Below are 23,788 nucleotides of genomic sequence, written 5' to 3'. Positions count from 1 at the left end.
CATGTGTATGGGGCGTGGTACCCGCCGCGCCGCACGACGTCATCCGCGGGCTCGGTGCGCGGCTCGTGCGCACCGACATGCGAGAACGTCTGCTCCGCAAGTCATCGCGCGGCGAATCCGTCGGCTCGCCAGAAGCGGATTCCATCCGGGTGTCGAGGATTGACATTCGCGGACATCCATCCCAAACTAAGCAAACGCTTAGTGCGGATAAGTCACCGTGGCGCGATCCGGCGCCGTGACCTGTGCCGGCCGTGGCCGGCGGAACAGGAGTTACGAATCATGACCGAAGCAGTCATCGTTGCGACCGCACGTTCGCCGATCGGCCGGGCGGGTAAGGGATCGCTGGCCGGAATGCGGCCGGACGATCTTGCTGCGCAGATGGTTCGAGCGGCGTTGGAGGCCGTTCCCGCGCTCGATCCGAACTCTGTGGACGACTTGTACCTGGGGGCGTGGGAGCACACGGGCGAGCAGAGCGAGAACGTCGCGCGCCGGGTCGCGGTCCAGCTGGGGATGGACGCGGTGCCCGCGGTGACGGTGAACCGTGCGTGCGCGTCGAGCGTGCAGACCACGCGCATGGCGTTCAACGCCATCAAGGCCGGCGACGGCGACGTGTTCATCTCGGCCGGCGTCGAGTGCGTCTCGCGGTACCCCCAGCAGAACGGCGTGGGTGCCGGTGACGCGCAGTTCCAGAATCCGATCTTCGCGCAGGCGCAGGAGCGGACGGCGGGACTCGCTGCCTCCAACCAGGCCTGGACCGACCCGCGGGCCGCGGGCGCCCTGCCCGACATCTACGTCACGATGGGGCAGACGGCGGAGAACGTCGCGACCTACCGGGGGATCGGTCGGGCCGAGCAGGACGAGTTTGCGGCGCGCTCACAGCAGTTGGCGGAGAAGGCCATCGCCGACGGTTTCTTCGATCGGGAGATCACACCGGTCACACTGCCGGACGGGACGGTGGTACGCACCGACGACGGACCCCGCGCCGGTACCACCGTCGAGAAGCTGTCCGGGCTCCGGGCGGTGTTCCGTGAGGCGGGCAGCGTCACGGCCGGCAACGCGTGCCCCCTCAACGACGGTGCCGCCGCACTGGTCGTCATGAGCGACCGGCGCGCCGCCGAGTTGGGACTGACTCCGCTGGCGCGGGTGGTCTCGACGGCCGTGAGCGGACTGTCTCCCGAGATCATGGGGCTGGGTCCGGTGGAGGCGTCACGGCGAGCGCTTGCCAAGGCCGGTCTGTCGATCTCCGACATCGACCTCGTCGAGATCAACGAGGCGTTCGCGGCGCAGGTGATCCCGTCCTATCGGGACCTCGGCATCGACATCGACAAGCTCAACGTGAACGGCGGGGCGATCGCCCTCGGGCATCCCTTCGGCGCGACCGGTGCCCGCATCACCACCACGTTGCTGCACTCGCTGCAGGAACGCGACCGCCAGTTCGGACTCGAGACCATGTGTATCGGCGGGGGCCAGGGCATGGCCATCGTCTTCGAAAGGCTCAGCTGATGACGGAAACTGCTGCAGTGCAGACGCGGAACGCGTCGAACCTGACGTTCGACTTCACCGGACAGTCCGTGATCGTGACCGGTGGTGGCCGGGGCATCGGGCTGGAACTGGGAAGGTTCTTCCACGAGGCCGGCGCCACCGTGTATCTCGTCGATTTCGACGGTGATGCGGTGCAGGAAGCCGCCGCCGAGGTGGGGTGCCGCTGTGCGGTGGCCGATGTCAGCGACACCGATTCGGTCCAGTCGGTGGTCGATCAGGTGATCGCGGAGACCGGACGGATCGACGTGCTGGTCAACAACGCCGGCATTCTGCGCGACCGTGTGCTGTGGAAGCTCACCGACGACGACTACGAGCAGGTCATGGCGGTCCATGCGGGCGGCACGTTCCGGTTCACTCGCGCGTGTGTGCCGCACTTCCGGGAGCGCGGTTACGGACGCGTCGTCAATGTCACCTCCTACACCGGACTGCGTGGCAACCCCGGCCAGGCGAACTACTCCATGGCGAAGGCCGGCATCATCGGCTTCACCAAGACCGCCGCGAAGGAACTCGCCCGCTTCGGCGTCACGGTGAACGCGATCTCGCCCAATGCGGAGACCCGCATGATCGCGTCGATCCCGGAGGACAAGAAGGCCGAGCTGATCGCTCAGGTGCCGATGGGGCGCTTCGCCGACCCGCGTGAGATGGCCGCCGCCGTAGCGTTTCTCGCCTCCGCGAACGCCGGATACATCACCGGAACCGTACTTCCCGTAGACGGCGGCATCTCGATATGACGAGCGGAGTGGCGGGCCGGTTCACCGACCGCGTCGCGGTCGTCACCGGCGCCAGCCGGGGAATCGGTCTCGCGGTGGCGCAACGACTCGTCGAGGAAGGCGCCCGCGTCGTGATCACCGCACGCAGGCCGGAGGCACTGGAGCAGGCCGTCGAGCGGCTCGGTGGCCCGTCGGTGGCGCTCGCGGTCGCGGGGCATGCCGACGACGAGGCGCACCAGTCGGAGACCGTCGGCCGGGCTGTCGAGGCCTTCGGCCGGGTCGACGTCCTCGTCAACAACACCGGCATCAACCCGGTGGCCGGGCCCGCACTCGACACCGACCTCGGCGCGGCGCGAAAGATACTGGACGTCAACGTCCTCGGCGTGCTCGGTTGGGCCCGTTGCTTCCGGGACCGGCTCGCCGGTCGTCCCGGGGCCGTCGTCAACGTCGCGTCGGTCGCCGGGCTGCGGCCTGCCACCGGCATCGGTGTGTACGGGGTGAGCAAGGCCGCGGTGATCGCGTTGACGGCGCAACTCGCGGCCGAGAACAGTCCTGCCGTTCGGGTCAACGCCGTGGCACCGGCGGTCGTGAAGACGAGGTTCGCGGGGCCGCTGTTCGAGGGCAGGGAGGACGAGGTGGTCGCGAGGTATCCGCTGGGTCGTCTCGGTGAACCCGCGGACATCGCCGGGGCAGTCGCGTTTCTCGCCTCCGACGACGCCTCCTGGATCACGGGCCAGACGCTGGTGGTCGATGGTGGGCTGACGATGGGAGGGGGAGTCTGATGACGACGTTCGGTTCACTCGACGACCTTCGCCGGGCCTCCGGGACGAGTCTCGGGGTCAGCGACTGGGTGAGCGTGACGCAGGACCGGATCGACACGTTCGCGGACTGCACCGAGGATCGGCAGTGGATCCACACCGATCCGGTGCGGGCGGTGGACGGGCCGTTCGGTGCACCGATTGCCCACGGCTACCTCACGTTGTCGCTGCTGTCCCGGTTCCTCGAGGACCTCATCCGCGTGGAGAACGTGACGGTCGCGGTGAACTACGGGCTCGACCGCGTGCGTTTCCCTGCACCGGTTCCCGCGGGATCACGGATTCGTGCGCACGGGGAGATCGCCTCCGTGGCCGAGGTGCCCGGGGGCGTCCAGGTGTCGCTGAAGGTGAGCGTCGAGTGCGAGGGCACGACCAAGCCGGTCTGTGTCGCGGAGGCGTTGGCACGCTATCTGGTGGACGCCGCGGCCGCGTAGCGGACCTGCCGCTCGTCCTCTCGGCCGCGAAATGCGGACGGGAGGCGAGCGTGCGGGCGCACAATGTGGGTAATCCGTGACGGGAGGTGCCCCGGATGCCCACGCGCACGATCGACGGCCGACGCGTGACCGTGAGTCGTCTCGACAAGGTGTTGTACCCGGCCACCGGCACCACCAAGGGTGAGGTCATCGACTACTACACCGCGATCGCACCGGCCCTGCTCCCGCACGCGATCGATCGTCCGGTCACCCGGAAGCGCTGGCCCAACGGGGTGGACGAGCCGTCGTTCTTCGAGAAGAACCTCGCCGCGTCCGCCCCGGAATGGCTCAGCAGCAGGGCGGTGCACCACAAGGACCGGACCGTCCGCTACCCGTTGATCGATTCGACGGCGGCGCTCGCGTGGATCGGCCAACAGGCCGCGCTGGAAGTGCACGTGCCGCAATGGCGGTTCGTCGACGACGAGCCGGGGCCGGCGACCAGGCTGGTGTTCGATCTCGATCCGGGAGACGGCGTCGGACTGGCCGAGTGTGCACGGGTGGCTTTCGCGGTCCGCGACCTGGTCGCGACCCTCGGATGGTCGGCATTCCCGGTCACGAGCGGCAGCAAGGGAATTCACGTCTACGTGCCACTGGACCGGGCGCTCGCGCCGGGTGGGGCGTCGACGGTGGCGAAGAAGGTGGCGACGAGTCTCGAGCAGATGCATCCCGACCTGGTGACGGCGACGATGGCGAAGTCGGTGCGGGGCGGGCGGGTGTTCCTGGACTGGAGTCAGAACAACGCCGCGAAGACCACCATCGCGCCGTACTCGATGCGCGGACGTTCCGCTCCGACGGTGGCGGCACCGCGCGCGTGGGAGGAACTCGAGGATCCCGATCTGCGGCACCTGCGGTTCGACGAGGTGCTCGATCGGTTCCACCGCGACGGCGACCTGCTGGCCGGCCTGGACCCACCGCTGGATCCGCTCGCCGAGTACCGCCGCAAGCGCGACCCCGACCGCACGCCCGAGCCGATCCCCCGGACGGAAGAAGAAGGCGGCGAGGGTAACTCGTTCGTCATCCAGGAACACCACGCCCGACGACTGCACTACGACTTCCGGCTCGAACACGACGGCGTCATGGTCTCGTGGGCGGTGCCGCGGGGTGTGCCGACGTCGCCGAAGGAGAACCGCCTGGCAGTGCACACCGAGGACCACCCACTCGAGTACGCCGGCTTCTCGGGCAGCATTCCCCGTGGGGAGTACGGCGGTGGCACCGTGAGCATCTGGGACGCCGGAACATACGAACCGGAGAAGTGGCGGGACGACGAGGTGATCGTCCGACTCTTCGGCCGCCGCGTGCAGGGCCGGTACGCGCTCATCCGCACCGAGGGCGACCAGTGGTTGATGCACCTGATGAAGAGTGACGGCAACGGGGACGGCAACCGGACCGAGCTTCCGCGCGGACTCGCCCCGATGCTCGCCACCGCGGGCAGTCTCGACGGCCTCGACCCCGACGAGTGGGCGTTCGAGGGGAAGTGGGACGGTATCCGGCTGATCGTCGAATTCGACGGTGACGCAGTTCGATTGCGAGGGCGGGCAGGGAACGACGTCACCGATCGGTACCCGGCGCTGCAGCCCCTCGCGCGGACGCTGGACGGGCACCTGGTGGTGCTCGACGGCGAAGTCGTGAGCCTGGACAGTCAGGGGCGAACCAGCTTTCCCGTGCTGCAGGCCGGGGGAGCTCCGCAGTTCTGGGCCTTCGACGTGCTCTATCTCGACGGGGTTTCCCTGGTCCGCAAGCGCTACGACGACCGCCGTCGCATCCTCGACGCGCTGGCCGCGGCCGTCGACGGGTTGGTGGTGCCGCCTCAGCTGACCGGGTCTGTCGCCGAGGTCCGAGAGAGCAGCCGCGACCTCGAGGGCGTCGTGGCGAAGCGCCGCGACTCGGTCTATCTGCCGGGCAAGCGGGGATCGGCGTGGATCAAGACGAAGAACTGGCTCACCCAGGAGGCGGTGATCGGGGGTTGGCGGCGGGGACGGGGCGCCCGAGGCGGGGGAGTGGGGTCCCTGTTGCTGGGTATCCCCGAAGCGGACGGACTGCGCTACATCGGGCGGGTCGGCACCGGGTTCGGTGAACGAGAACTCGAACGACTGGCCGCGATGCTCGCGCCCCTCGAGCGCAGGACGAGCCCGTTCGCCGGGGAGGTCCCGGACGTCGGCCGCGACACGGTGTGGGTGACCCCGAGGATCGTCGGGGAGGTGCGGTATCGGGAGCGCACCGAGGCCGGCCGGTTGCGGCACCCGAGTTGGCGTGGGGTGCGGGACGACAAGTCGCCGGAGGACGTTCGAGTCGAGGACTCGTGAACGTGTCGATCAGGGTGTGCTCGTCGAGGACCTGCGCTCCGAGGGGCCCTCGCCGGCGCCGCCCGGCTCGGACGCCCGGCCCTCGAGCGCGAGGATCTCGCGGATCCCGGCCAGATTGACGCCTGCCTCGACGAGTTCGGTGATGCGTCGTATCCGATCGAGATCGTTTCTGCTGTAGCGGCGGGTGCCGCCGTCGGTGCGGCCCGGCGCGAGCAGGCCGCGGCGTTCGAACAGGCGCAGGGTCTGTGGACCGACGCCGGACAGTTCGGTGGCCACCGACATGCCGTACACACCCCGGGTGGGGGGTGCCGTGGTCGAACCACGGGGACGGGCCGAGTGCTTGCGGGCAGGAGTGCTCATCGAATCCTCCGCTTCGTTGCAGTGCTGCTGATGTGCGTCGGACGTGGGTGGCAGCGGCGGGCTGACCGGTCGAAACCTGTGTCGTCGACACACAGGTAATCGCATTCGACGGCGTCAGAGCTGCGCCCTGACTTGTGGGAATCGCCGTCGCGGCCGTTACGATCCAACGGGCGAAACGCAACGGGCGGGCCAGTTCGAGTCCTGCGCGCGGCTGCCACCGTGGGCTCCACGGGGGCCACTTCAAGGAAGAGATGAGGGCATATGCCCCGCACACAGGAACATGTCGATCGCTACACCGACGCCCTGATTGCTCTCGCGGCCGCCACACACCGTCCAGCCAATATCGTGAACGCCGCGGGCCGGTACGCGATCCGCGTCGACTTCGAGTTCAATCGCTACGTTCTGGCGACGAATGCGGACGATGGGCTGACCTCCGACGTCGACGCGATCGAGGCCTGGCACGTGGCCTTCTTCCAGCAGTCGGACGCTGCCACCGGGGACGAGCTGCTCGCCGAGGCCCAGCACGAATGGCTGGCCGACGCCTTCGACCATGCGCTCGACACTCTGCGCAACTCGGGAAAGTGGATCGAGTCCGACGTCAAGTTCGGTGAGCTCGTGAAGTCTCCGGTCACATCCGATCAGGCCTGACGGGGGACGGCGTCAGGCGGCGCCTTCTACGATCGTGACCGGGCGGTCGAGCGCGACCTCGACAGGCGACCAGGAGCCCTCGAGTTCGAGGCGCTGAACCGCGCGTCCGTACGCGGCCACCAGGTCACGGTCGGTTTCCGTCGCCAGTAGGTCGGCCCCCACGGCGGAGTTCTCGTGGATCTCGACGGTCCAGGTGTCCAAGTCGGTGCGTGTCTCGGACAGTCCGGAATCTCCGTTGGTGGCGAGGAGGAAGCGCCCGAAGTCGGCATCGGCGCGGATGGCGTAACCCGAGGTGGTCCGCACGACTGATGCCGGCAGATGGGTGTAGGCGGCGAACCCGATCAGGGCGTCGGTGTAGAGATCTGTGAAGTACTCGTGCTTGCGTGCCATGACGTTCGTCTCTCTTTCGGGCTACCGAACCTCGCGGAGTGGTTTCGCGGATCGCGGAAGCGATGTACCGGACCTCGGTGGTGCCGAGGCGGCAGTGGTTTCCTCTCTCGTTCGTTTCATCTTGTCTTCGTCAATCTGATTAGTAAATCTATATCATCTGGCATAGATATCTGCTTGCCGATGCACTCGTCAGCCGAAACCGGGGCAGTGCCCAGCGCACGTCGTCGAGGTGGCTCCGACGATGGAGGGCGGGTGATGATGGACCGTGAGGGGCCGGGTCGGAAGCGGGACGACCGGGATGGGCGTCCGATTCCGCAGGAAGAGGCCCGAGGGGCTACCCGAGCAGCGAGGATGCGACCGGATCCGGGCGACGACGGTGATGGACATGGCCGACCTGGACTGGATCCGCGACATCTCCACCGGCCGCCGCTCCGGTGCTGGCGGCGTCGCGTCGCCGATCGGGAGCGCGGCACCGCGAAAAGTGGAGCGACAGAGTTTCTCGAGGGTGCCCTCGGCAGGATTCGAACCTGCGACACCGGCTTTAGGAGAGCCGTGCTCTATCCCCTGAGCTACGAGGGCGGGGGCGAAGCGAACGCGTGATCGAACTATGTTCGCGCTGTTCCGCAGTAGGGAGTGTAGCGGCCGATCAGGGTCCGGGATGAATCGGTCGCGGGGCGTACCGGATCGACGGGTCGGCCGTCGCCGCTCCGACACGCCGGAGCGTGCGGGCGGTCCGCGAACCGGAACCGTCCTGCGTATGCCCACGCCGGGCCGAAACAATCCAGATAAAGATCCGGTAACGCTGGCCACGGCCTATATGAATTTGTTACCTTGGCCCGGCAGCAAGATCGAGTGCACTCCGGAAGTGTGCGGCCGTAGACGAATTGACGAGGTAACTGACTGTGGGACGCCATCGCCGGACGGAAGCCGACGCTGTCATCTTCGAGCTCGACCCGACCGCAGTGCGGGGACGCCATCGTTGTGAGGCGTCCGGTCCCGGCGCAGGCCTGAAGGCCGCCACCGTCGCCGCGGCAACGGGTGCGATCCTCACCGCCGGCGCGCAGCTCGGCGCAGGAAGCGCCGCCGCCGATACCGTGGGCGCGCCCAGTCAGATCCAGCTTCCCGAAGGCCTGCTTCCCGAGGGGCTCGAGCTCCCGGCCCTGCCTCAGGTTCAGCTGCCGGTTCTGCCGCAACTGCCCACGCCGGATCAGGCGATCGCGTCGTTCAAGGCCGTGCAGCTGCCGCAGGAACTGCCGCAGCCGGTCCAGCAGGTCGTACGGGATCTCACCGCCGCCGCCGAGGCCAGCTTCGGTTCTCTCGACCAGGTGACCAAGCCCCGGGCCGTGAAGCCGGTCTCCGGCACCCTCACCTCCGACTTCGGCCCCCGTTGGGGCAGCCACCACGGCGGTCTCGATATCGCAGCGCCGATCGGCACCCCCGTGTACGCAGCCGCCGACGGCGTCGTCGTCGATGCCGGCCCGGCCTCGGGCTTCGGCCTCTGGGTCCGCGTCAAGCACGACGACGGCACCACCTCCGTCTACGGCCACATCAACGACTACCAGGTGACGACCGGTCAGCACGTGGTCGCCGGCCAGCAGATCGCCACCGTCGGCAACCGCGGTCAGTCCACCGGTCCGCACCTGCACTTCGAGGTGTGGAGCCCGGGCGGCGCCAAGATGGATCCCTCGGCGTGGCTCGAGGAGCGCGGCGTGGCCGTCACGTGGCGCGGCGCCTCGACCACCATGTGAGTCGACCCCCGAAACGAGACGAGTCCCCGTCGGATGCAATGCGCACCCGGCGGGGACTCGTCGTTGTTCGGGGGTCGGTCGGTCTCAGGTGGCGGGGGCGGCGGCCTTACGGGACGCGTAGGTCAGCCCGCACGCGGTCATCACCTGGCCGAGGCTCAGTTGCCCCTCGTCGCCCTGAGCTCGGGAGAATCGGCCGTCCGGGCGCACCCACAGGCGGATCGATGCATCCGCGGCGTCCGCACGCCCGAGCACGTACTCGTCGCAGCCGTCGGGGCAGGGGAGCGCCTCGCGCACGACGTGCTGCGCATATGCGAGTTCGATCAGGTCGTCGATCACGAAGGCTGCTCCTCACACCCCGGTCGTCGGGGATTCGATGTCACCGTTCGGTAACGGTGATTAGGTTAGCCTTCACTCCCATCCTGTTGTCAACCCCTCGTCTCGCGCGTGTGGGCTGCGACTCCGGCTGTGACTAGCGGGGCGACAGCGCCACCGAGGCCTCGCCGGTGTAGGTGAGGAACGTCAGCGACTCCTGGAAGTACAGCTCCACTGTCTCGGAATCGTGCGACAGGTAGCCGATCGAGAGGTCCTGACCGATCTGCAGGTCGAAGTCGCCGCCGCGGGTGGTCAGCACGAACGCGCCGTCGATGGCCGGTGCCCAGATGATGTCGCCGTCGATGAGACGCTTGATGTGCTCTCGGATCGGGTAGCCGTGGTCCGACGTCTCGCTCACCAGCGTGTACGCCTCGGCGCTGAGCAGCACCGAGTACGGGCCGTCGACGCCGGCCAGGCGCAGCTCGGACAGGGCCTGACTGATGACCTCGGGCACGTCGCGGACGTCCTCGGGCAACTGCAGCGGCGGGTTCGACGCGCTCGCGCGGATGCCCTCGATGCCGGCGGCGGCGTAGCCCTCGAAGATCGTGCGGTCCTCGGCGAATGCGATCTTCTTCGCGGCCTCCTTCACGGCGTCCCAGTCGGCGTCCTGCGCGCCACGCTCGACGTTGTCGATCTCCTCGCGTGACAACGTGAACGGCACCCGCAGTTCCACGAGCGGGGCGACGCGGCGCTGGCGTGCCTGCACGCCGGTGGCCGGGGCGTCGATCGCGGTGGTGCGGCCGAGCCCGACCGCGGAGAAGTCGGTGCCGTGCGGGCCCGAGACGTCGACGACGGTGCGTCCCGCGATGTGCCGCTTGAAGGTTCGGGTCGCCTCCTCCTCGATCGACGCCCAGGCGGCGTCGGTGATGGGGGCAAGACCGCGGTAGAGGTTGTTCATTTTGTGGAACTCCTTCTCAGACTGCCAATTCCGAGTGATCCGTCAGCGGCGGGAGACGGGCTCGTGTCTTCGGTGTCGGCCGCCCGGATGCCCGGCGCCGGCGGGAGATCGTCGAGGAACTCGACGGTGGGGGAGAAGAACAGGCCGCCGGTGACGGCGGTGGAGAAGTCGAGGATGCGGTCGGTGTTGCCCTCGGGCTTGCCGATGAACATGTTGCGCAGCATCTCCTCGGTGACCTCCGGGGTGGCCGCGTATCCGATGAAGTACGTGCCGAACTCGGCGTCACCGAGGCTGCCGAACGGCATGTTGACGCGCAGGATCTGCCGCTCGTCGCCGTTCTCGTCGGTGATGGTGTTGAGGGCGACATGGGAATTGGACGGCTTGACGTCGTCGGCGAATTCGATGTCGTCGAGCTTGGTGCGCCCGATGACGCGCTCCTGCTCCTCGGTGGAGATCGCGTTCCAGGAATCCATGTCGTGCAGGTACTTCTGCACGATCACGTAGCTGCCGCCGACGAAATCGGGGTCCTCGTCGCCGATCAGCGCGGCCTCGGCGGCCTCGACGTCCTCAGGGTTCTCGGTGCCGTCGACGAAACCGAGCAGGTCGCGCTGCTCGAAGTAGCGGAAGCCGTGCGTCTCGTCGACCACGGTCGCGGCGCCGCGCAGCCGTCCGACGATCTTCGACGCCAGCTCGAAGCACAGGTCCATCGACACCGCACGGATATGGAAGAGCAGGTCGCCCGGTGTCGCGGGGGCGCGGTGCCGGCCGCCGTCGAGTTCGACGAACTCGTGCAGTTCCGCAGGCCGGGGGCCGTCGAAGAGCCGGTCCCATGCGGACGAGCCGATCGAGGTGACACACACCAATCCCGAGTCGGGCACCCGGAATCCGACGGCCTTGCGGAGGCCGTCGACGTCGGAGAGTACGTCACGGACGGTGTCCTCACCGCCCTCGTCGATGGTGAGCACGAGGAAGATCGCCGCTGGTGTCAGCGGCGTCAGGATCAACTGAGATCGGGCCACGCCTTACGTTAGAACACTCCGGGCGACTCCGTCGCCCGTGCGCCTTTCTGGTAGCCGGAACTACCAGAAAGGCGCACGGGCGCGAAGCGCCTCTACGCCGTCGCGCCCGCCCAGCTGTCCGGGCCGAACACCTCGTAGTGGATGTTCTCCGCCGGCACGTCCCGCGCGATGAGTGAGTCCTTCATGGCGAGCATGAACGGCAGCGGACCGCACAGGAAGGCACGGGTACCGGGCTCGAGCGGCACCTCCGACAGGTCCGCGCGCCCCACATGGGTCCCCTCGAATGCCTCGCGGGCGCCCAGATCCTCGTACCAACGGTGCATCACGCCCGACGGCAGGCGATCGACCAGTTCGGTCAGCTCCGCGCGGTGGGCGTGCTGCGCTGCCGAGCGGTCGGCGTGCAGCACCGAGATGCTGCGACGGTCGCCGGTGGTTGCGAGGTGGTCGAGCATGCCGATCATCGGCGTGCAGCCGATGCCTGCCGAGACGAGCAGCAGCGGCGAATCGTCCTCGGGCAGTACCAGATCGCCGAACGGCAGCGACACGGCGAACTCGTCGCCCTCGAAGACATTGTCGTACAGGAAGTTCGACACCTCACCGGCCGGAGCGGTGGATCCGTCGGGCAGGGTGTGGGCGCCGATGCGCTTGACGGTGATCCGCCATTCGTCATCGGTGGGGCTGCACGCGAGGCTGTACTGCCGGATCTGACGGGCGCCGTCGGGCAGGTGGACGGCGACCGAAATGTACTGGCCGGGTGCGAACGTCGGCAGCACCGATTCGTCCGCCGACGCGAGCGTGAACGAGACGGTGTCCGCCGACTGGTGTTCGCGTCGGGTCACTCGCACCGCGCGCCACACGTCACCGGCGGCGACTCCTGCCTTCTCGTAGAGTCCGGCCTCCATCGCGATCAGCGTGTTGGCCATCAGCCAGTAGACCTCGTCCCACGCGGAGGCCACGTCTGGTGTGACGGCCTCGCCGAGAACCTCGACGATCGCCTCGAACAGGTGCTTGTGCACGATCCAGTACTGGTCCGCGGTGATGCCGAGCGATGCGTGCTTGTGCGCGATCCGGGACAGGACCGTCGCGACCCGTGCCGGATCGGGATCGAGCTGCAGCGTCGCGAACGCTGCGATGGCCCCGGCGAGCGCCTTCTGCTGCTCGCCCTGCTGCTGGTTGCCGCGATTGAACAGGTCGCGCTCGAGCTCGGGATGCGCGTCGAACATCTTGCGGTAGAACAGCGTCGTGATGTCGCCGATCGCGGCGCCCACCGCGGGCAGCGTGGCGCGGACGGTTTCCTTCGAGGCCTCCGAGAGCATCGGATTCTCCTGTCGTTCGAGGGGGTTACGGTTCGACTGCTGCCGGCACGGTCGGTGCCGGCAGCACGGTTGTGGGGACGGACGCCGTGAGGTCGCGGACGGTCATCGCGTCCAGGGCGGAGTAGAAGGCTTCCTGTGCGTCGCGCAGAGCCGAGCGCAGGCGACAACCGTGACGCAGGGGGCACGGCCTGTCGCCTTCGCACGTGACGACCTCGCCGTCGCCTTCGAGCTGTCGGGTCAACCAACCCGCCGACGCGGAGCGGCCCAGTTCGGTGATCGCGAGCCCGCCGCCGCGTCCGCGCCGGGTGGTGACGACGCCGAGTTCACTCAGCCGCGCAACCACTTTCGTCGCGTGTGTGTACGACACCGCAAGCTGTTCGGCCACCGCCCGGGTGCTGGGAGCGTCGGATCCGGGCTGGTCGGCCGCCAGTCGCATGACGATCCGCAGGCCCAGATCGGTGAACTGCGTCAGTTGCATGAACCGACCGTAGAAAATTGGAATCCAAAATTCCAATTAAGTGTGACCCGCGTCGCGGCCGTCGGCGGAAGTCCCGACCTTCGGCATCGGGCGACGGGGACTTAGGTCCCGAACCACTCGGGACCGACGCCTCCCCGCGCAAACCGGTTCGAGTGACTACCGTCGGAAGTGGCACCCCGACGTTCGGTCCGGGACCGGACCGAACGCGGATGCTGCACCGATTCGTCGCAACCGGAAGAGGGTGAGCGGGATGACCGCACAGGGCACGGAGAAGGACACCAGGGAGCCGTCGGCCGCACGGGACGCCAATTCGGTGATCGTCGGTGTGGACGGATCGGCATCCGCGGAGGCTGCCGTCGCCTGGGCCGCGCGGATGTGCGCCGACCGCAACCTGTCGCTGCGGATCATCCACGCCCTCAACTTCTCGCCCTACACCTACGGGGCGCCGTACCTCGACGTCGCGGGCATCTACGACTGGATGGAGGACGAGGGTAAGGAGATCCTCGGTCGTGCCGCGGCGGTGGCCCGGGAGGTGTCCGCCGATCTCGACATCTCCACCGAGATCTCCACGATGGGCGGAGCCCGTTGGCTGGTGTCGCTGTCCGAGGACTCGCGGGCACTGGTTCTCGGTGCGTCCGGGAGCGGCGCGGCGGGCGGTATCGGATCGACCGCCGTCAACGCGGCGAGCCACGGCGTGTGTCCGGTGGTCGTCGTCCACGAGCGGGACGGCAAGGTCCCCGACGAGGGTCCGGTCGTCGTGGGCATCGACGGCAGTCCCACCAGTGAGCGGGCCATCGGGGTCGCGTTCGAGGAGGCGGCGCAGCGCGGGGTTCCGCTCGTCGCGATCCACGCCTGGAGCGACACCCCGCACGGGACGCTCGCCGGTGGGCGCAGCGCGATCCGCGATCCGCGCGCGTTCGAGGACGCCGAGCGGGAGGTGCTCGCCGAGCGTCTCGCCGGGTGGTCCGACCGGTACCCGGACGTGGACGTGCAGCGTGAGCTCTACATCGACGGCCCTCGCACCCACCTGCTGGCGTGGTCGCAGAAGGCGCAGCTGGTGGTGGTCGGCAGCCGCGGCCGGGGTGGATTCCGCGGACTCCTACTGGGGTCGACCAGCAACGAGCTCGTGCAGAAGGCGCAGTGCCCGGTGATGGTGGTTCGGCCCGAGCGGTCGTAGAGTCCACTTCGTCGTAACATCCGTCACATGTAATACGGAATGGGGTCGCCGAAGTGCGCATCGGTATGGGCTTGAACTACAGCGGAGGTTTCACGGAGACCGTCGACGAGGTCGCCGACCTGGAACGGGCCGGGCTGGACATCGTCTTCGTCCCCGAGGCGTACTCGTTCGACGCCGTCAGTCAGCTCGGCTTCCTCGCCGCGAAGACGTCGAAGATCGAACTGGCGTCGGGCATCTTCCAGATCTACACCCGCACCCCGAGCCTGACCGCGATGACCGCGGCCGGCCTGGACTACGTCTCGAACGGTCGATTCGTGATGGGCATCGGGGCGTCGGGCCCGCAGGTGATCGAGGGCTTCCACGGCGTCAAGTACGACGCCCCGCTCGGGCGCACCCGCGAGCTGGTCGACATCTGCCGCCAGGTGTGGCGCCGGGAGAAGGTCAACTACCAGGGCAAGTACTACCAGGTGCCGTTGCCCGCGGATCAGGGCACGGGCCTGGGCAAGCCGCTGAAGCTGATCAACCATCCTGTGCGCGAGCGCATTCCGATCGTCATCGCCTCGCTCGGCCCCAAGAACGTTGCTCTCACGGCCGAGATCGCCGAGGGCTGGGAGCCGATCTTCTTCCACCCGGAGAAGGCGGAATCGGTGTGGGGCGACGCGCTCGCGGCCGGCAAGGCGAAGCGGGACCCGGCTCTGGGTGACCTGCAGATCTATGCCGGTCCCGCGCTGGCGATCGGCGACGACGTCGAGCCGATGCTGCAGTGGATCAAGCCGCATCTGGCGCTCTACATCGGCGGCATGGGTGCCAAGGGGAAGAACTTCTACAACGACCTCGCGTGCCGCTACGGCTACGAGGAGGAGGCCGAGAAGATCCAGGACCTGTACCTGGCCGGCAAGAAGGACGAGGCAGCCGCAGCTGTGCCCGACGAGCTGGTGCGGGCGGTTTCCCTCATCGGCACCGAGAGCTTCGTCAAGGAGCGTGTCGCCGCGTTCGCCGCGGCCGGCGTGACGACCCTCAACGTGACGCCGATGGCGGCGGACCGGTCCGGGCGAGTGAAGCTGATCGAGCAGCTGCGCGCCATCGTCGACTGACGGCATGCACCTCGGCGAGAGCTCCGGAGTCCCCTCGGACAACCGGGGCTCTCGCGTCCGTGCCTGACCGCGCCCGGGCCTGACGTGGTGCTGTGCGTCACGGCCGGCACGGGACCGAAGACCTACACGCCGGACCGCCGAAACCGGGACAATGGTGCTCGACCGGTCCGTAAGGGTGAAGGAGAAGCTGAATCCAATGAGCGCAACCGAAGCGATCGTCGTCGCCGTCGACGGATCCGAGGCGGCATCGAACGCGGTGGTGTGGGCGGCTCGGGCCGCTGCGGTGCACCAGCGGCGCCTGCACATCGTGACCGCAGTGCACATCCCCGCCTTCTACTACTCCGAGCCGTACCTGGCCCGTAGCTTCCAGGACGAGCTGCGCGACACCGCGCGCTCCCGCCTCGACAGCGCGCAGGTCCTGGCGAAGCAGTCCGTCGAGGACCTGCCGTCGATCGAGATCACGACCGAGCAGCTCGAGGGCCGGCCGGCGCCCGTGCTGATCGACCTGTCGGCGAAGGCGTGGATGCTGGTCCTCGGCTCGCACGGACACGGCGAGATCACCGGTCTGGTCGTCGGCTCCGTCACCGCCGCGGTGGCAGCGCACACGGCGTGCCCCGTCGCGGTCGTCCGCGGGCGCACGCTCGACGGGCACCCGCCCACCGAGGGACCGATCGTCCTGGGTGTCGACGGGTCGGAGTCGTGCAAGCCGGCCGTGGCGGTTGCGTTCGAGGAGGCCGCGATGCGCGACGCCGCGTTGATCGCGGTCAACGTGTGGAGTGATGTGAGTGTGCAGCCGTCGCTCGGCGCCACCCCCGACGATCCGCACTGGAGCAGCATCCAGACCGGTGAGGAAGTGGTGCTGGCCGAGCGCCTCGCGGGCTGGCAGGAACGCTACCCGGACGTCGCCGTCGAGCGTGTCGTCGCGCGGGACCGGCCGGTGCGCGTGCTCAGCGAGTACGCCGAGCAGGCGCAGCTGATCGTGGTCGGCACGCGCGGCCGCGGCGGATTCCGGGGCATGCTGCTCGGATCCACCAGCCGGGCGATGCTGCACACCGCCGACTGCCCGGTACTGATCGTCCCGTCAGGTTTCACTGAACAACGTTGACCTGCAGTATGTCCCGATGGCCTGGGCGGTTCGCCGCCAGTTCGACCAGGAGGTCTCCTGTCGCGACGTGGAGCTGTTTCGCGTCAAGATCGCCAGGAGACCTTCCAGGCCCAGGTCGCTGCGCAGTCGGGCTGGGGGGTGCCGCCATGACGCTTCAGCACTCGGGTGCCTCTCGTCCCGCGAGCATCGTCTTGGATATGACCAACAGGACGTGCATATCCAATGCGCGCCGTCCCAGCCGCCAGTCGCCGCCGAGTAGGGCATCGATCCGTTCCAAGCGTTGTCGCACCGTGTTCGGATGGATGACCAGCGTGCTGGCGGTACTTGCAACGTTCTGCCCGGCGTCGAGGAAGGCGAGTGCCGAGTCACGCAAGGCGGTGTGATGGGTGGAGTCGTACTGGACCAGCGGCCAGATTGATCGCTGCAGTGCGGCCAGGATCGTCTTTTCGTCGGTGTTGGCCAGGAAGATTCCGATCGCCCCCAGTGAACGCCACGAGACGACTGTGTCCGTCACTCCCAGTGACTGTGCTGCGTGAAGGATGCGTTCGGTGAGTATGAACTCATCCGGTAGCCGGCCCAAATCGGACAATGGCTCCGAGTGTGCCACGAGCAGACGCTTGTGCGAGCTGTCGTTGGACTTTTCGAAGTAGTCCGTCACCCAGGAGTGCACGGTTTCGGGCACGACCAGGCACAAGTGATCGTGAATCTGTGATCGCAGAAACGGATCCCCGAGCCTGGCCTCGAGTTGGATCTCCACCTCGTTCAGTGCTTCGGTCGGGCCGTTCACCACAGCAATGCGGAACGGGTAGCCGTCACGCAATCCGTACTGCTCGGCCTGCCTGCGCGTCGACGTTGTCAGGCCTTCATATGACGGGTGCAGCAACGACGAGAGCAGTTCGCTGCGCTGTCTTTCTCTGTCCCGTCTCGACACGCCGGCGTAGGAGATGAACGTGCCCAACACCAGCGCCGCTCGCTTGACAACTGACTGCTGGTCCTCCGTCAAGGCTGCGTGGACGGTTATGCCACCAAGCAATTGACCCTCCACGACGGAAGCCATGACGGTGAGTTCCTCGGCACTGTTGAGCATTCCGTATGTCGGCGCGTTCGTAGCTGCCGACGTCGACAGGAGTTGACGGACGGTTGCAGAGTCCTCCGGTGGGCGGTGGGAGAGGATGAACCTCGTGTGCGACTCGAAGACGTCCACGTCGGCGCCGAGCAGTTCTTCGAGACAATGCGAAAGGCCGGGAAGGCCCTGCCTCGAGCTGATGCTGGCGAACAGTCGATCGTCTGCCGTCGACAGTGCCTCGAGTCGTTGGATGTACGAGCGGCTTTGCGCCTGAGCAGATTCGAGTCGTTCGAGGGAAGCTGTCACCTCGTCGAGAAGTCGAAGGTTGTCCAGTGCCACGGCTGCTTGGTTGGCCAATGCCTCCACCGCGAACACCTGACTCAGGGTGAAGCGGTGGGGTTGGCGCTCTGCGACGAGGAGAGCACCGATTATGTCACCATCGACCCGCAACGGGGCGCCGAGGATCGCCCGCACGCCTTCCTTCGCCACCGCGGAATCGATGTGGGGAAGATGGTCGAGGTCGGCGTCGCTGAGATAGTCGGATACCTGAATAGGCCCGTTCGCTCTTGCGACTCGGCCGAGAACGCCCGTGTCGAAAGGCATCCGAATGTTGCGGTAATCCTGCGTCCACACGCCTTCAGTCTCGATGATTCGCGTTTCGTTACGTTCCGGGTCGTTGAGGCTGATGTAGGCCATATCGGCCCCGGTGATGGTTCGTGTGGTGGACACGATTTGACGAAGAGTCCCGCCGCGCTCGCGCAGCGACGAGACGCTCACCGCGGATTCGGAGAGTGCTCGCGCGAGAAACCGGTTGCTGTGCGATGCGGAGGCAAGCTGGTTGACCCGAAGCAGGGCGGCCTTCATGGCCGGTTCGACCCCGGACCCCGCAATGTCGTCGACTGCTGACTGGAACTCCTCGGTAGGAAGCTCGAGTGCGTGCGTGATCATCTCCGGCGTGGTCCGCGTCATCCCGACCTCATCATGTGTAAGTGTCCATGCTTTCGCGAATATTGTAGAGATTTGTACATGTCGAGACGGCGACTGCTCCTCCATTCTTGAGCAAGTTGTGATTTACATCGCCTTCCACGCCCTTTCCGAGGAGAAGCTATGAGCTCCCGCACTCATGAACCTGGACCGCTGACAGAATCTCCAGCGCGTTCCAGCACGAGCCAGTCGTCCATCAAGCGGGTGGTCGGGGCCTCGATGGCCGGCACAGTCGCGGAATGGTACGAGTTCTTCATCTATGGCACGGCGTCCACACTTGTGTTCGGCGCCCTCTTCTTCCCCCAGACGGGCAACCAGTTGGACGGCATCATCGCGGCTTTCGCGACGTACGCCGTCGGATTCCTTGCTCGGCCCGTGGGCGGATTGGTCTTCGGACATTTCGGTGATCGCTTCGGCCGCAAGAAGCTGCTCCAGTTCAGTCTCCTACTGGTGGGTGTATCGACATTCCTGATGGGTTGCATCCCGGGATTCGATCTGATCGGGTACTGGGCCCCGATCATGCTCGTCATGCTGCGATTCCTTCAGGGCTTTGCCGTCGGTGGTGAATGGGGTGGAGCGGTCCTGCTCGTGAGCGAACACAGCCCGGACAACAGGCGTGGCTTCTGGGCGAGCTTCCCGCAGGCCGCGGCCCCAGTCGGCAACGTGTTGGCCACCGTTGTACTGCTCTGTCTCTCATGGATGTTGCCGGACGAAGCCTTCATGAGCTGGGGATGGCGTGTGGCCTTCTGGCTGTCGGCCGCGATCATCTTCATCGGCTACTACATCCGCCGCAGTGTCGAGGATGCGCCGGTCTTCCTGGAGGCCCTTCGTAAACAGCAGGCGGCCGAGGAGAAGGCAGCCGGCCTGAAGGAAGTGCTGAAGTACTACCCGAAGCAGGTCGCGAAGAGCCTGTTGATGCGCATCGGCGAGAACACGGCGTATTACGTTATCGTCGTCTTCTCGATCACCTACATGACTACCCAGGTCGGGATGAGCTACAGCACCGTGTTGCTGGTCATGTTCCTAGCCAACATCGTGCAGTTCTTCTCGATGCTGCTCGGGGGTCATCTCTCCGATCTGATCGGACGCAAGCAAGCAATTCTCCTCGGCTACGCCGGGCTGATCGTGTGGGCTCTGGCCTTCTTCCCTGCTCTCGACACAGGCAACTTCTGGGTGATCATGGGTGTCGTCAGCTTCGGCCTGTTCGTTCAATCATTCTGCTATGCACCGCAGGCCGCACTGATGTCCGAGATCTTCCCCACAAGGATGCGTTACTCGGGCTCGTCTTTCAGCTACCAGGTGGCCACCATCTTCGCCGGCTCTGTCGCGCCGCTTGTCGCCACGGCTCTGCTCAACAGGTTCGGCGGCCCGACGCCTATCGTCTTCTACTTGATCCTTGTCATTGCGCTCTCCGTAGTGGCACTACTTTCCCTGCACGAGACGAGGGGCATCTCACTCGAGAGCGTCGACGAAGCCCACGAGGAGGCACGCCGATGACGACTGCGGCACACACTGGAAGCGAACAGAATTCGGCGCGGCGCATCAGAGGAGCCGTGCTGGAAGCCACGGGCACAGAACCCCCTTATGCGCAGAGCCGCCCGATTGTCGTGAAGGACCTGGAACTCCGGGGCCCGGGCGCCAACGAGGTTTTGGTGCGTGTGGAGGCCGCTAGTATCTGCCACTCGGACCTGTCTGTGGTCAACGGAACGCGTCCCCGCCCAGTGCCCATGCTGTTGGGTCATGAAGCCGCCGGTGAGGTTGTCGAGTTCGGTAGCGGCGTCAGTGATCTCGCGAAGGGGCAGCGAGTCGTGATGACGTTTCTTCCTCGGTGCGGCGAATGCCGGGAATGTCGCACAGACGGGAAGCTGCCGTGTTCCCGTGGCAGCGCCAGCAATGCGGCCGGGACCCTGCTGAGCGGTGACGTCAAGCTTGCCGAGGGTGGTCGCCCGATCACTCATCATCTCGGTGTGTCCGGGTTCGCGACTTACGCGGTCGTCGATCGACGCTCGGTGGTGCCCGTCGGCGCCGATGTGCCCGCCGAAATCGCCGCACTCCTCGGCTGCGCCGTTCTCACCGGGGGAGGAGCGCTTCTGAACGCGGGCCGGATCAAGGCAGACGACAGCGTCGCGATTGTCGGCCTGGGCGGGGTGGGTATGGCGGGGCTACTGACCGCCCTCGCTGTGGGCTGCCGGCAGGTCATCGCCGTCGACAACGTGCCGGCCAAACTGGATCTGGCGAGGACCTGGGGTGCAAACCAGGCCTACACGCCGGAGGAAGCCGTTGCCGCCGGCGTGACCGCCGACATCGTCCTCGAAGCCGTCGGGCACCCGGGCGCGTTCGAAACGGCGTACCGGATGGCCGGGGTGGGAGCGACGGTGATCACCGTCGGCCTTCCCTCACCGGGGGCCGTCGCGGAGATCGAGCCCTTGGGCCTGACGGCCGGCGCGAGGACGATCGTCGGGAGCTATCTTGGTTCCGCCGTGCCGAGTCGCGACATCCCCAAGTTCGAGACCCTCTGGCGTGAGGGGACATTGCCGCTGGAGAGACTGATCTCGGACCGGATCGGTCTCGAACAGATCAACGACGGCATGGATGCGCTGGCGGCGGGCACCGTCCTGCGTCAAATCATCACTTTCTGACGGAACCAGCTTCAGTAGCTCACAAGAGGGACAGATCAACAATGAACAACTCCACCCACACATACGACGTCGTCGTCCTCGGAGCCGGTTTCGGCGGGCTGGGTATGGGCGCCCAGCTCAAGCGGGCCGGGCTGAGCAATTTCGTCATTCTCGACAAGGCCTCCGGAATCGGGGGTGTATGGCGGGACAACACCTACCCGGGGGCCGCCTGTGACACCGAGTCGCATCTGTACTGCTACAGCTTTGCCCCCCATTTACGGGTGAGCAGCATGTACGCCGGCCGAGACGAACTCATGGGGTACCTGCACAGCCTCGTCGATTCGTTCGAACTCGAGTCCCACATCAACCTGGACACAGAGGTCGCCAGCGCAGACTGGGACGAGGAGGTCGGTGTTTGGGTCATCCGTTCCGTGGACGGAACAGTCTGGCGGAGTAGGTTCTTCGTTCCTGCGTGGGGTCAGCTGAACAATCCCCACATCCCGGCCTTCGAAGGTCTGGAGGATTTCGCGGGCGCCTTCTTCCACTCCGCGCAGTGGGATCACTCGGTGGATTTGGCCGGGAAGCGGGTCGTCAGCGTGGGGGCAGCGGCCAGCGCCGTCCAGTACGTTCCGGCGGTTGCCGAGGCCGCGGACCGGCTCACCGTTCTCCAACGCAGCCCCAACTGGATCATGCCCCGCAATCAAGTGGTCTTTTCGGAACAAGAGCTGGATGCCTTCGAGGCGAATCCGGAGCTGTTCGAGGACAGCCGTCGCCGGTTGCATGCGTTCCGCGAAGACGGCTTCGAGCGCACCCGACGCGGTACCGATGCGCAGAGGGCGGGGATGGAGCAGGCGCTGGCCCACCTGTCCTCCCAGATCGCGGACGAGGAACTTCGCCGAAAGCTGACACCGGACTACGAGTTCGCGTGCAAGCGAATCCTGCGTACCGACGACTACTATCCGGCGCTGATGCGCGATAACGTCGAGCTCGTAACCTCGGGAATCGCGCGGTTCGTTCCCGAGGGCGTCATCACGGCCGACGGTGTCGTGCACGAGGCCGACGTCATCATCTTCGGCACCGGGTTCGACAGCCAGGCGTTCCAGGGCGATCTCGCGATCACCGGACTCGCCGGGATCGACCTCAAATCGCGATGGGTCGACGGGCCGGAAGCGTTCCTCGGGATGGCGGTGGAGAACTTCCCGAACATGTTCATGATCTACGGGCCGAACACGAATCTGAACCACAACTCGATCCTCGCCATGCTCGAGATTCAGCAGAGCTACATCATTCAGGTCGTCGAGGCGCTTCAGCACGTTCAGGGCGAGTCGGTATCCGTATGCTCGAACGTCCTCGCCGAATACAACCGGCGGCTGCAGGCGGAGATGGAGCATTCCGCCTTCTCTGCCGGATGCTCGAGTTGGTACAAGAACGCGGCGGGCAAGGTCATCAACAACTGGTCCGGCACGGTCGACGAATACCGGCGTCTCGCTGGCGCGTGGGTCGAGGGCGATTACATTCGGTACCCGGCAAAGGAGATTCAGCCGGCATGAGCGACATGCACGTTGGGTGCGGCATCATCTCGTCTACGGTGCCGCTGAGCGAGGTTGCCCCCGACCAGGTAGCGCTCATCGCAGCGTTCCGGGATTCGGGAGCGGTTTCGTTCCAGGACGTCCCGCTCGAACAGTCGAGGGCGAACTACGCCAGTTCCTGCACGGTCAACGGTGTTCCGGCCGAGAAGCTCGCGGACGTGACGGACATCCTCTGCCCCGTGCCAGGTGGTTCGATCACACTGCGCCGCTACGCGCCTGACGGCGTCGAGAGCGCCGGCCCCGCCATCGTCTTCATCCACGGTGGTGGTTGGGCATTGGGCAGCCTGGAGACCCACGATCGACTCTGTCGGTATCTGGCGGCTCATACAGGGGTGGTGCTCATTGCCGTGGACTACCGGCTTGCCCCGGAGTACAGATTCCCAGTCTCGTTGCAGGACTGTCTCCAAGCGCTGTCGTTCGTTCGTGACAACGCGGACAGCTTGGAGGTGGACCCGCACCGAATAGTGATGGTGGGCGACAGCGCCGGCGGCAACCTGGCAACTGTGCTGGCCAATATCCCCGAGTGCGCCGTCACGGGTACAACGGTGATCGGGCAGGTCCTGCTGTATCCCGTGACCGACCTCGCAGCCGAATCCCGCTCCTACAGAAGGATCGCGGCAGGCTTTCCTCTGACGGCGAACTCGATGAGGTGGTTTGCGGACCAGTACTTGGAACCGGGGACCGATCCCAACGACCCGAGGATCTCACCGATCCGCTTCGCTAAGGGGGGATCGTTCCCACCCGCGTTCGTGGTGTCGCTCGGGCTCGACCCGCTCGGGGACGAGGGCGTCGCCTACGCCGGATATCTGGCGCGGCACGGGACGTTGGTGGAGCATCATCACCTTCCTGGCCATGCCCACGGCATCTTCACCTCGGCGGGACGCGTCGCGACCGGCCGTGTTCTGTTGGACCGGGCTGTGCAGTTCATCGCAGCACTGGTCGAGAACGAGGCAAATCGGTGAGGGATGCCGGCGCTCCGGTGGCGTTCGTCAACGACGGCCTGTATGTCAACCGGCTACTGCCTGGCGCCGCCCCATGGCGAACCACCACTTCGCAGACGCCGGCGGCGTGCGAATCGATGAA

The 23,788-nt window shown here is 66.6% G+C and carries 22 protein-coding genes and 1 tRNA gene; 14 read left to right on the top strand and 9 right to left on the bottom strand.

Going from position 1 to position 23,788, the window contains the following annotated elements; genetic code table 11:
• Positions 1 to 279 precede the first annotated feature (279 nt).
• From AC1RIF_RS02385 to AC1RIF_RS02365, 5 genes are all read left to right on the top strand, one after another.
• Positions 280 to 1,503 carry an acetyl-CoA C-acetyltransferase gene (locus AC1RIF_RS02385; RefSeq protein WP_492599767.1) on the top strand — a complete coding sequence of 408 codons (1,224 nt, stop codon included), beginning with the start codon at positions 280 to 282 and terminating at the stop codon, positions 1,501 to 1,503.
• Positions 1,503 to 2,273 carry an SDR family NAD(P)-dependent oxidoreductase gene (locus AC1RIF_RS02380; protein ID WP_492599766.1) on the top strand — a complete coding sequence of 257 codons (771 nt, stop codon included), beginning with the start codon at positions 1,503 to 1,505 and terminating at the stop codon, positions 2,271 to 2,273. Before AC1RIF_RS02385 ends, AC1RIF_RS02380 begins: the two co-directional genes overlap by 1 nt.
• A complete protein-coding gene (locus AC1RIF_RS02375) occupies positions 2,270 to 3,034 on the top strand; it encodes an SDR family oxidoreductase (RefSeq protein WP_492599765.1) in 765 nt (254 codons plus the stop codon). The genes AC1RIF_RS02380 and AC1RIF_RS02375 overlap by 4 nt, the downstream gene beginning before the upstream one ends.
• On the top strand, positions 3,034 to 3,501 hold the full coding sequence (locus AC1RIF_RS02370) for a MaoC family dehydratase (protein WP_492599764.1): 468 nt from the start codon (positions 3,034 to 3,036) through the stop codon (positions 3,499 to 3,501). The genes AC1RIF_RS02375 and AC1RIF_RS02370 overlap by 1 nt, the downstream gene beginning before the upstream one ends.
• Positions 3,502 to 3,596: 95 nt before the next feature.
• The gene (locus tag AC1RIF_RS02365) at positions 3,597 to 5,843 is read left to right on the top strand and encodes an ATP-dependent DNA ligase (protein ID WP_492599763.1); all 2,247 of its coding nucleotides are present in this window, start codon (positions 3,597 to 3,599) and stop codon (positions 5,841 to 5,843) included.
• Between the two features lie 9 nt (positions 5,844 to 5,852).
• Here the strand turns inward: AC1RIF_RS02365 and AC1RIF_RS02360 are convergent, their stop codons facing one another.
• Entirely contained in the window at positions 5,853 to 6,125 is a 273-nt protein-coding gene (locus AC1RIF_RS02360) for a MerR family transcriptional regulator (protein WP_492600117.1), read from the bottom strand.
• Between the two features lie 339 nt (positions 6,126 to 6,464).
• Here AC1RIF_RS02360 and AC1RIF_RS02355 point away from each other — a divergent pair, with 339 nt between their 5' ends.
• Positions 6,465 to 6,851, top strand: coding sequence for a hypothetical protein (locus tag AC1RIF_RS02355; protein ID WP_492599762.1), 387 nt, complete (start codon positions 6,465 to 6,467; stop codon positions 6,849 to 6,851).
• Positions 6,852 to 6,863: 12 nt separating this feature from the next.
• Here AC1RIF_RS02355 and AC1RIF_RS02350 read toward each other — a convergent pair whose 3' ends face one another.
• Positions 6,864 to 7,241 (bottom strand): hypothetical protein, encoded by a 378-nt coding sequence (locus tag AC1RIF_RS02350; protein ID WP_492599761.1) that lies wholly within the window; start codon positions 7,239 to 7,241, stop codon positions 6,864 to 6,866.
• A 506-nt stretch (positions 7,242 to 7,747) separates the two neighbouring features.
• Positions 7,748 to 7,820: transfer RNA gene (locus AC1RIF_RS02345), tRNA-Arg, on the bottom strand.
• 323 nt (positions 7,821 to 8,143) lie between these two features.
• Here AC1RIF_RS02345 and AC1RIF_RS02340 point away from each other — a divergent pair.
• Positions 8,144 to 8,989 (top strand): M23 family metallopeptidase, encoded by an 846-nt coding sequence (locus AC1RIF_RS02340; protein WP_492599760.1) that lies wholly within the window; start codon positions 8,144 to 8,146, stop codon positions 8,987 to 8,989.
• A gap of 84 nt (positions 8,990 to 9,073) precedes the next feature.
• On the opposite strand, the gene AC1RIF_RS02335 is transcribed toward AC1RIF_RS02340, so the two are convergent.
• The 5 genes from AC1RIF_RS02335 to AC1RIF_RS02315 form a co-directional block, all read right to left on the bottom strand.
• On the bottom strand, positions 9,074 to 9,325 hold the full coding sequence (locus AC1RIF_RS02335; protein WP_492599759.1) for a hypothetical protein: 252 nt from the start codon (positions 9,323 to 9,325) through the stop codon (positions 9,074 to 9,076).
• Between the two features lie 133 nt (positions 9,326 to 9,458).
• Entirely contained in the window at positions 9,459 to 10,259 is an 801-nt protein-coding gene (locus tag AC1RIF_RS02330) for a family 1 encapsulin nanocompartment shell protein (RefSeq protein WP_492599758.1), read from the bottom strand.
• The gene (locus AC1RIF_RS02325) at positions 10,256 to 11,278 is read right to left on the bottom strand and encodes a Dyp-type peroxidase (protein ID WP_492599757.1); all 1,023 of its coding nucleotides are present in this window, start codon (positions 11,276 to 11,278) and stop codon (positions 10,256 to 10,258) included. The genes AC1RIF_RS02330 and AC1RIF_RS02325 overlap by 4 nt, the downstream gene beginning before the upstream one ends.
• Before the next feature lie 92 nt (positions 11,279 to 11,370).
• On the bottom strand, positions 11,371 to 12,594 hold the full coding sequence (locus tag AC1RIF_RS02320) for a globin domain-containing protein (RefSeq protein ID WP_492599756.1): 1,224 nt from the start codon (positions 12,592 to 12,594) through the stop codon (positions 11,371 to 11,373).
• 25 nt (positions 12,595 to 12,619) lie between these two features.
• Complete coding sequence (locus tag AC1RIF_RS02315; RefSeq protein WP_492599755.1) at positions 12,620 to 13,072, bottom strand: RrF2 family transcriptional regulator; 453 nt, start codon at positions 13,070 to 13,072, stop codon at positions 12,620 to 12,622.
• Between the two features lie 250 nt (positions 13,073 to 13,322).
• On the opposite strand from AC1RIF_RS02315, the gene AC1RIF_RS02310 reads away from it, so the two are divergent.
• The 3 genes from AC1RIF_RS02310 (at position 13,323) to AC1RIF_RS02300 (ending at position 16,448) form a co-directional block, all read left to right on the top strand.
• Positions 13,323 to 14,249, top strand: a complete 927-nt coding sequence (locus AC1RIF_RS02310) for a universal stress protein (RefSeq protein WP_492599754.1) — start codon at positions 13,323 to 13,325, stop codon at positions 14,247 to 14,249.
• A gap of 53 nt (positions 14,250 to 14,302) precedes the next feature.
• The gene (locus AC1RIF_RS02305) at positions 14,303 to 15,343 is read left to right on the top strand and encodes an LLM class F420-dependent oxidoreductase (protein ID WP_492599753.1); all 1,041 of its coding nucleotides are present in this window, start codon (positions 14,303 to 14,305) and stop codon (positions 15,341 to 15,343) included.
• Positions 15,344 to 15,539: 196 nt separating this feature from the next.
• Positions 15,540 to 16,448, top strand: a complete 909-nt coding sequence (locus AC1RIF_RS02300) for a universal stress protein (RefSeq protein ID WP_492599752.1) — start codon at positions 15,540 to 15,542, stop codon at positions 16,446 to 16,448.
• 154 nt (positions 16,449 to 16,602) lie between these two features.
• On the opposite strand, the gene AC1RIF_RS02295 is transcribed toward AC1RIF_RS02300, so the two are convergent.
• Positions 16,603 to 18,483 carry a helix-turn-helix domain-containing protein gene (locus AC1RIF_RS02295; RefSeq protein ID WP_492599751.1) on the bottom strand — a complete coding sequence of 627 codons (1,881 nt, stop codon included), beginning with the start codon at positions 18,481 to 18,483 and terminating at the stop codon, positions 16,603 to 16,605.
• A gap of 138 nt (positions 18,484 to 18,621) precedes the next feature.
• On the opposite strand from AC1RIF_RS02295, the gene AC1RIF_RS02290 reads away from it, so the two are divergent.
• Genes AC1RIF_RS02290 through AC1RIF_RS02275 form a run of 4 tightly spaced genes read left to right on the top strand, consistent with a single transcriptional unit; the run spans position 18,622 to position 23,667 of the window.
• Complete coding sequence (locus AC1RIF_RS02290) at positions 18,622 to 19,995, top strand: MFS transporter (RefSeq protein ID WP_492599750.1); 1,374 nt, start codon at positions 18,622 to 18,624, stop codon at positions 19,993 to 19,995.
• Positions 19,992 to 21,137: an alcohol dehydrogenase catalytic domain-containing protein gene (locus AC1RIF_RS02285; protein WP_492599749.1), complete on the top strand. Its 1,146-nt coding sequence runs from the start codon at positions 19,992 to 19,994 to the stop codon at positions 21,135 to 21,137. Before AC1RIF_RS02290 ends, AC1RIF_RS02285 begins: the two co-directional genes overlap by 4 nt.
• A 41-nt stretch (positions 21,138 to 21,178) precedes the next feature.
• Positions 21,179 to 22,666, top strand: coding sequence for a flavin-containing monooxygenase (locus tag AC1RIF_RS02280; protein WP_492599748.1), 1,488 nt, complete (start codon positions 21,179 to 21,181; stop codon positions 22,664 to 22,666).
• Positions 22,663 to 23,667, top strand: coding sequence for an alpha/beta hydrolase (locus AC1RIF_RS02275; RefSeq protein WP_492599747.1), 1,005 nt, complete (start codon positions 22,663 to 22,665; stop codon positions 23,665 to 23,667). The genes AC1RIF_RS02280 and AC1RIF_RS02275 overlap by 4 nt, the downstream gene beginning before the upstream one ends.
• Positions 23,668 to 23,788 lie beyond the last annotated feature (121 nt).

The organism is Prescottella sp. GW823-FHT02E09 (genome assembly GCF_058797375.1).
This window is presented reverse-complemented; position numbering and strand designations above follow the sequence as displayed.

What these genes read in the sequence shown, in the direction of transcription:
- AC1RIF_RS02385 (WP_492599767.1), top strand. Translation starts at nt 280, where the DNA reads ATGACCGAAGCAGTCATCGTTGCGACCGCACGTTCGCCGATCGGCCGG.
- AC1RIF_RS02300 (WP_492599752.1), top strand. Translation starts at nt 15,540, where the DNA reads ATGAGCGCAACCGAAGCGATCGTCGTCGCCGTCGACGGATCCGAGGCG.
- AC1RIF_RS02290 (WP_492599750.1), top strand. Translation starts at nt 18,622, where the DNA reads ATGAGCTCCCGCACTCATGAACCTGGACCGCTGACAGAATCTCCAGCG.
- AC1RIF_RS02315 (WP_492599755.1), bottom strand. Translation starts at nt 13,072, where the DNA reads ATGCAACTGACGCAGTTCACCGATCTGGGCCTGCGGATCGTCATGCGA.
- AC1RIF_RS02320 (WP_492599756.1), bottom strand. Translation starts at nt 12,594, where the DNA reads ATGCTCTCGGAGGCCTCGAAGGAAACCGTCCGCGCCACGCTGCCCGCG.
- AC1RIF_RS02355 (WP_492599762.1), top strand. Translation starts at nt 6,465, where the DNA reads ATGCCCCGCACACAGGAACATGTCGATCGCTACACCGACGCCCTGATT.
- AC1RIF_RS02375 (WP_492599765.1), top strand. Translation starts at nt 2,270, where the DNA reads ATGACGAGCGGAGTGGCGGGCCGGTTCACCGACCGCGTCGCGGTCGTC.
- AC1RIF_RS02310 (WP_492599754.1), top strand. Translation starts at nt 13,323, where the DNA reads ATGACCGCACAGGGCACGGAGAAGGACACCAGGGAGCCGTCGGCCGCA.
- AC1RIF_RS02280 (WP_492599748.1), top strand. Translation starts at nt 21,179, where the DNA reads ATGAACAACTCCACCCACACATACGACGTCGTCGTCCTCGGAGCCGGT.
- AC1RIF_RS02285 (WP_492599749.1), top strand. Translation starts at nt 19,992, where the DNA reads ATGACGACTGCGGCACACACTGGAAGCGAACAGAATTCGGCGCGGCGC.
- AC1RIF_RS02330 (WP_492599758.1), bottom strand. Translation starts at nt 10,259, where the DNA reads ATGAACAACCTCTACCGCGGTCTTGCCCCCATCACCGACGCCGCCTGG.
- AC1RIF_RS02380 (WP_492599766.1), top strand. Translation starts at nt 1,503, where the DNA reads ATGACGGAAACTGCTGCAGTGCAGACGCGGAACGCGTCGAACCTGACG.
- AC1RIF_RS02370 (WP_492599764.1), top strand. Translation starts at nt 3,034, where the DNA reads ATGACGACGTTCGGTTCACTCGACGACCTTCGCCGGGCCTCCGGGACG.
- AC1RIF_RS02275 (WP_492599747.1), top strand. Translation starts at nt 22,663, where the DNA reads ATGAGCGACATGCACGTTGGGTGCGGCATCATCTCGTCTACGGTGCCG.
- AC1RIF_RS02350 (WP_492599761.1), bottom strand. Translation starts at nt 7,241, where the DNA reads ATGGCACGCAAGCACGAGTACTTCACAGATCTCTACACCGACGCCCTG.
- AC1RIF_RS02295 (WP_492599751.1), bottom strand. Translation starts at nt 18,483, where the DNA reads ATGACGCGGACCACGCCGGAGATGATCACGCACGCACTCGAGCTTCCT.
- AC1RIF_RS02365 (WP_492599763.1), top strand. Translation starts at nt 3,597, where the DNA reads ATGCCCACGCGCACGATCGACGGCCGACGCGTGACCGTGAGTCGTCTC.
- AC1RIF_RS02360 (WP_492600117.1), bottom strand. Translation starts at nt 6,125, where the DNA reads ATGTCGGTGGCCACCGAACTGTCCGGCGTCGGTCCACAGACCCTGCGC.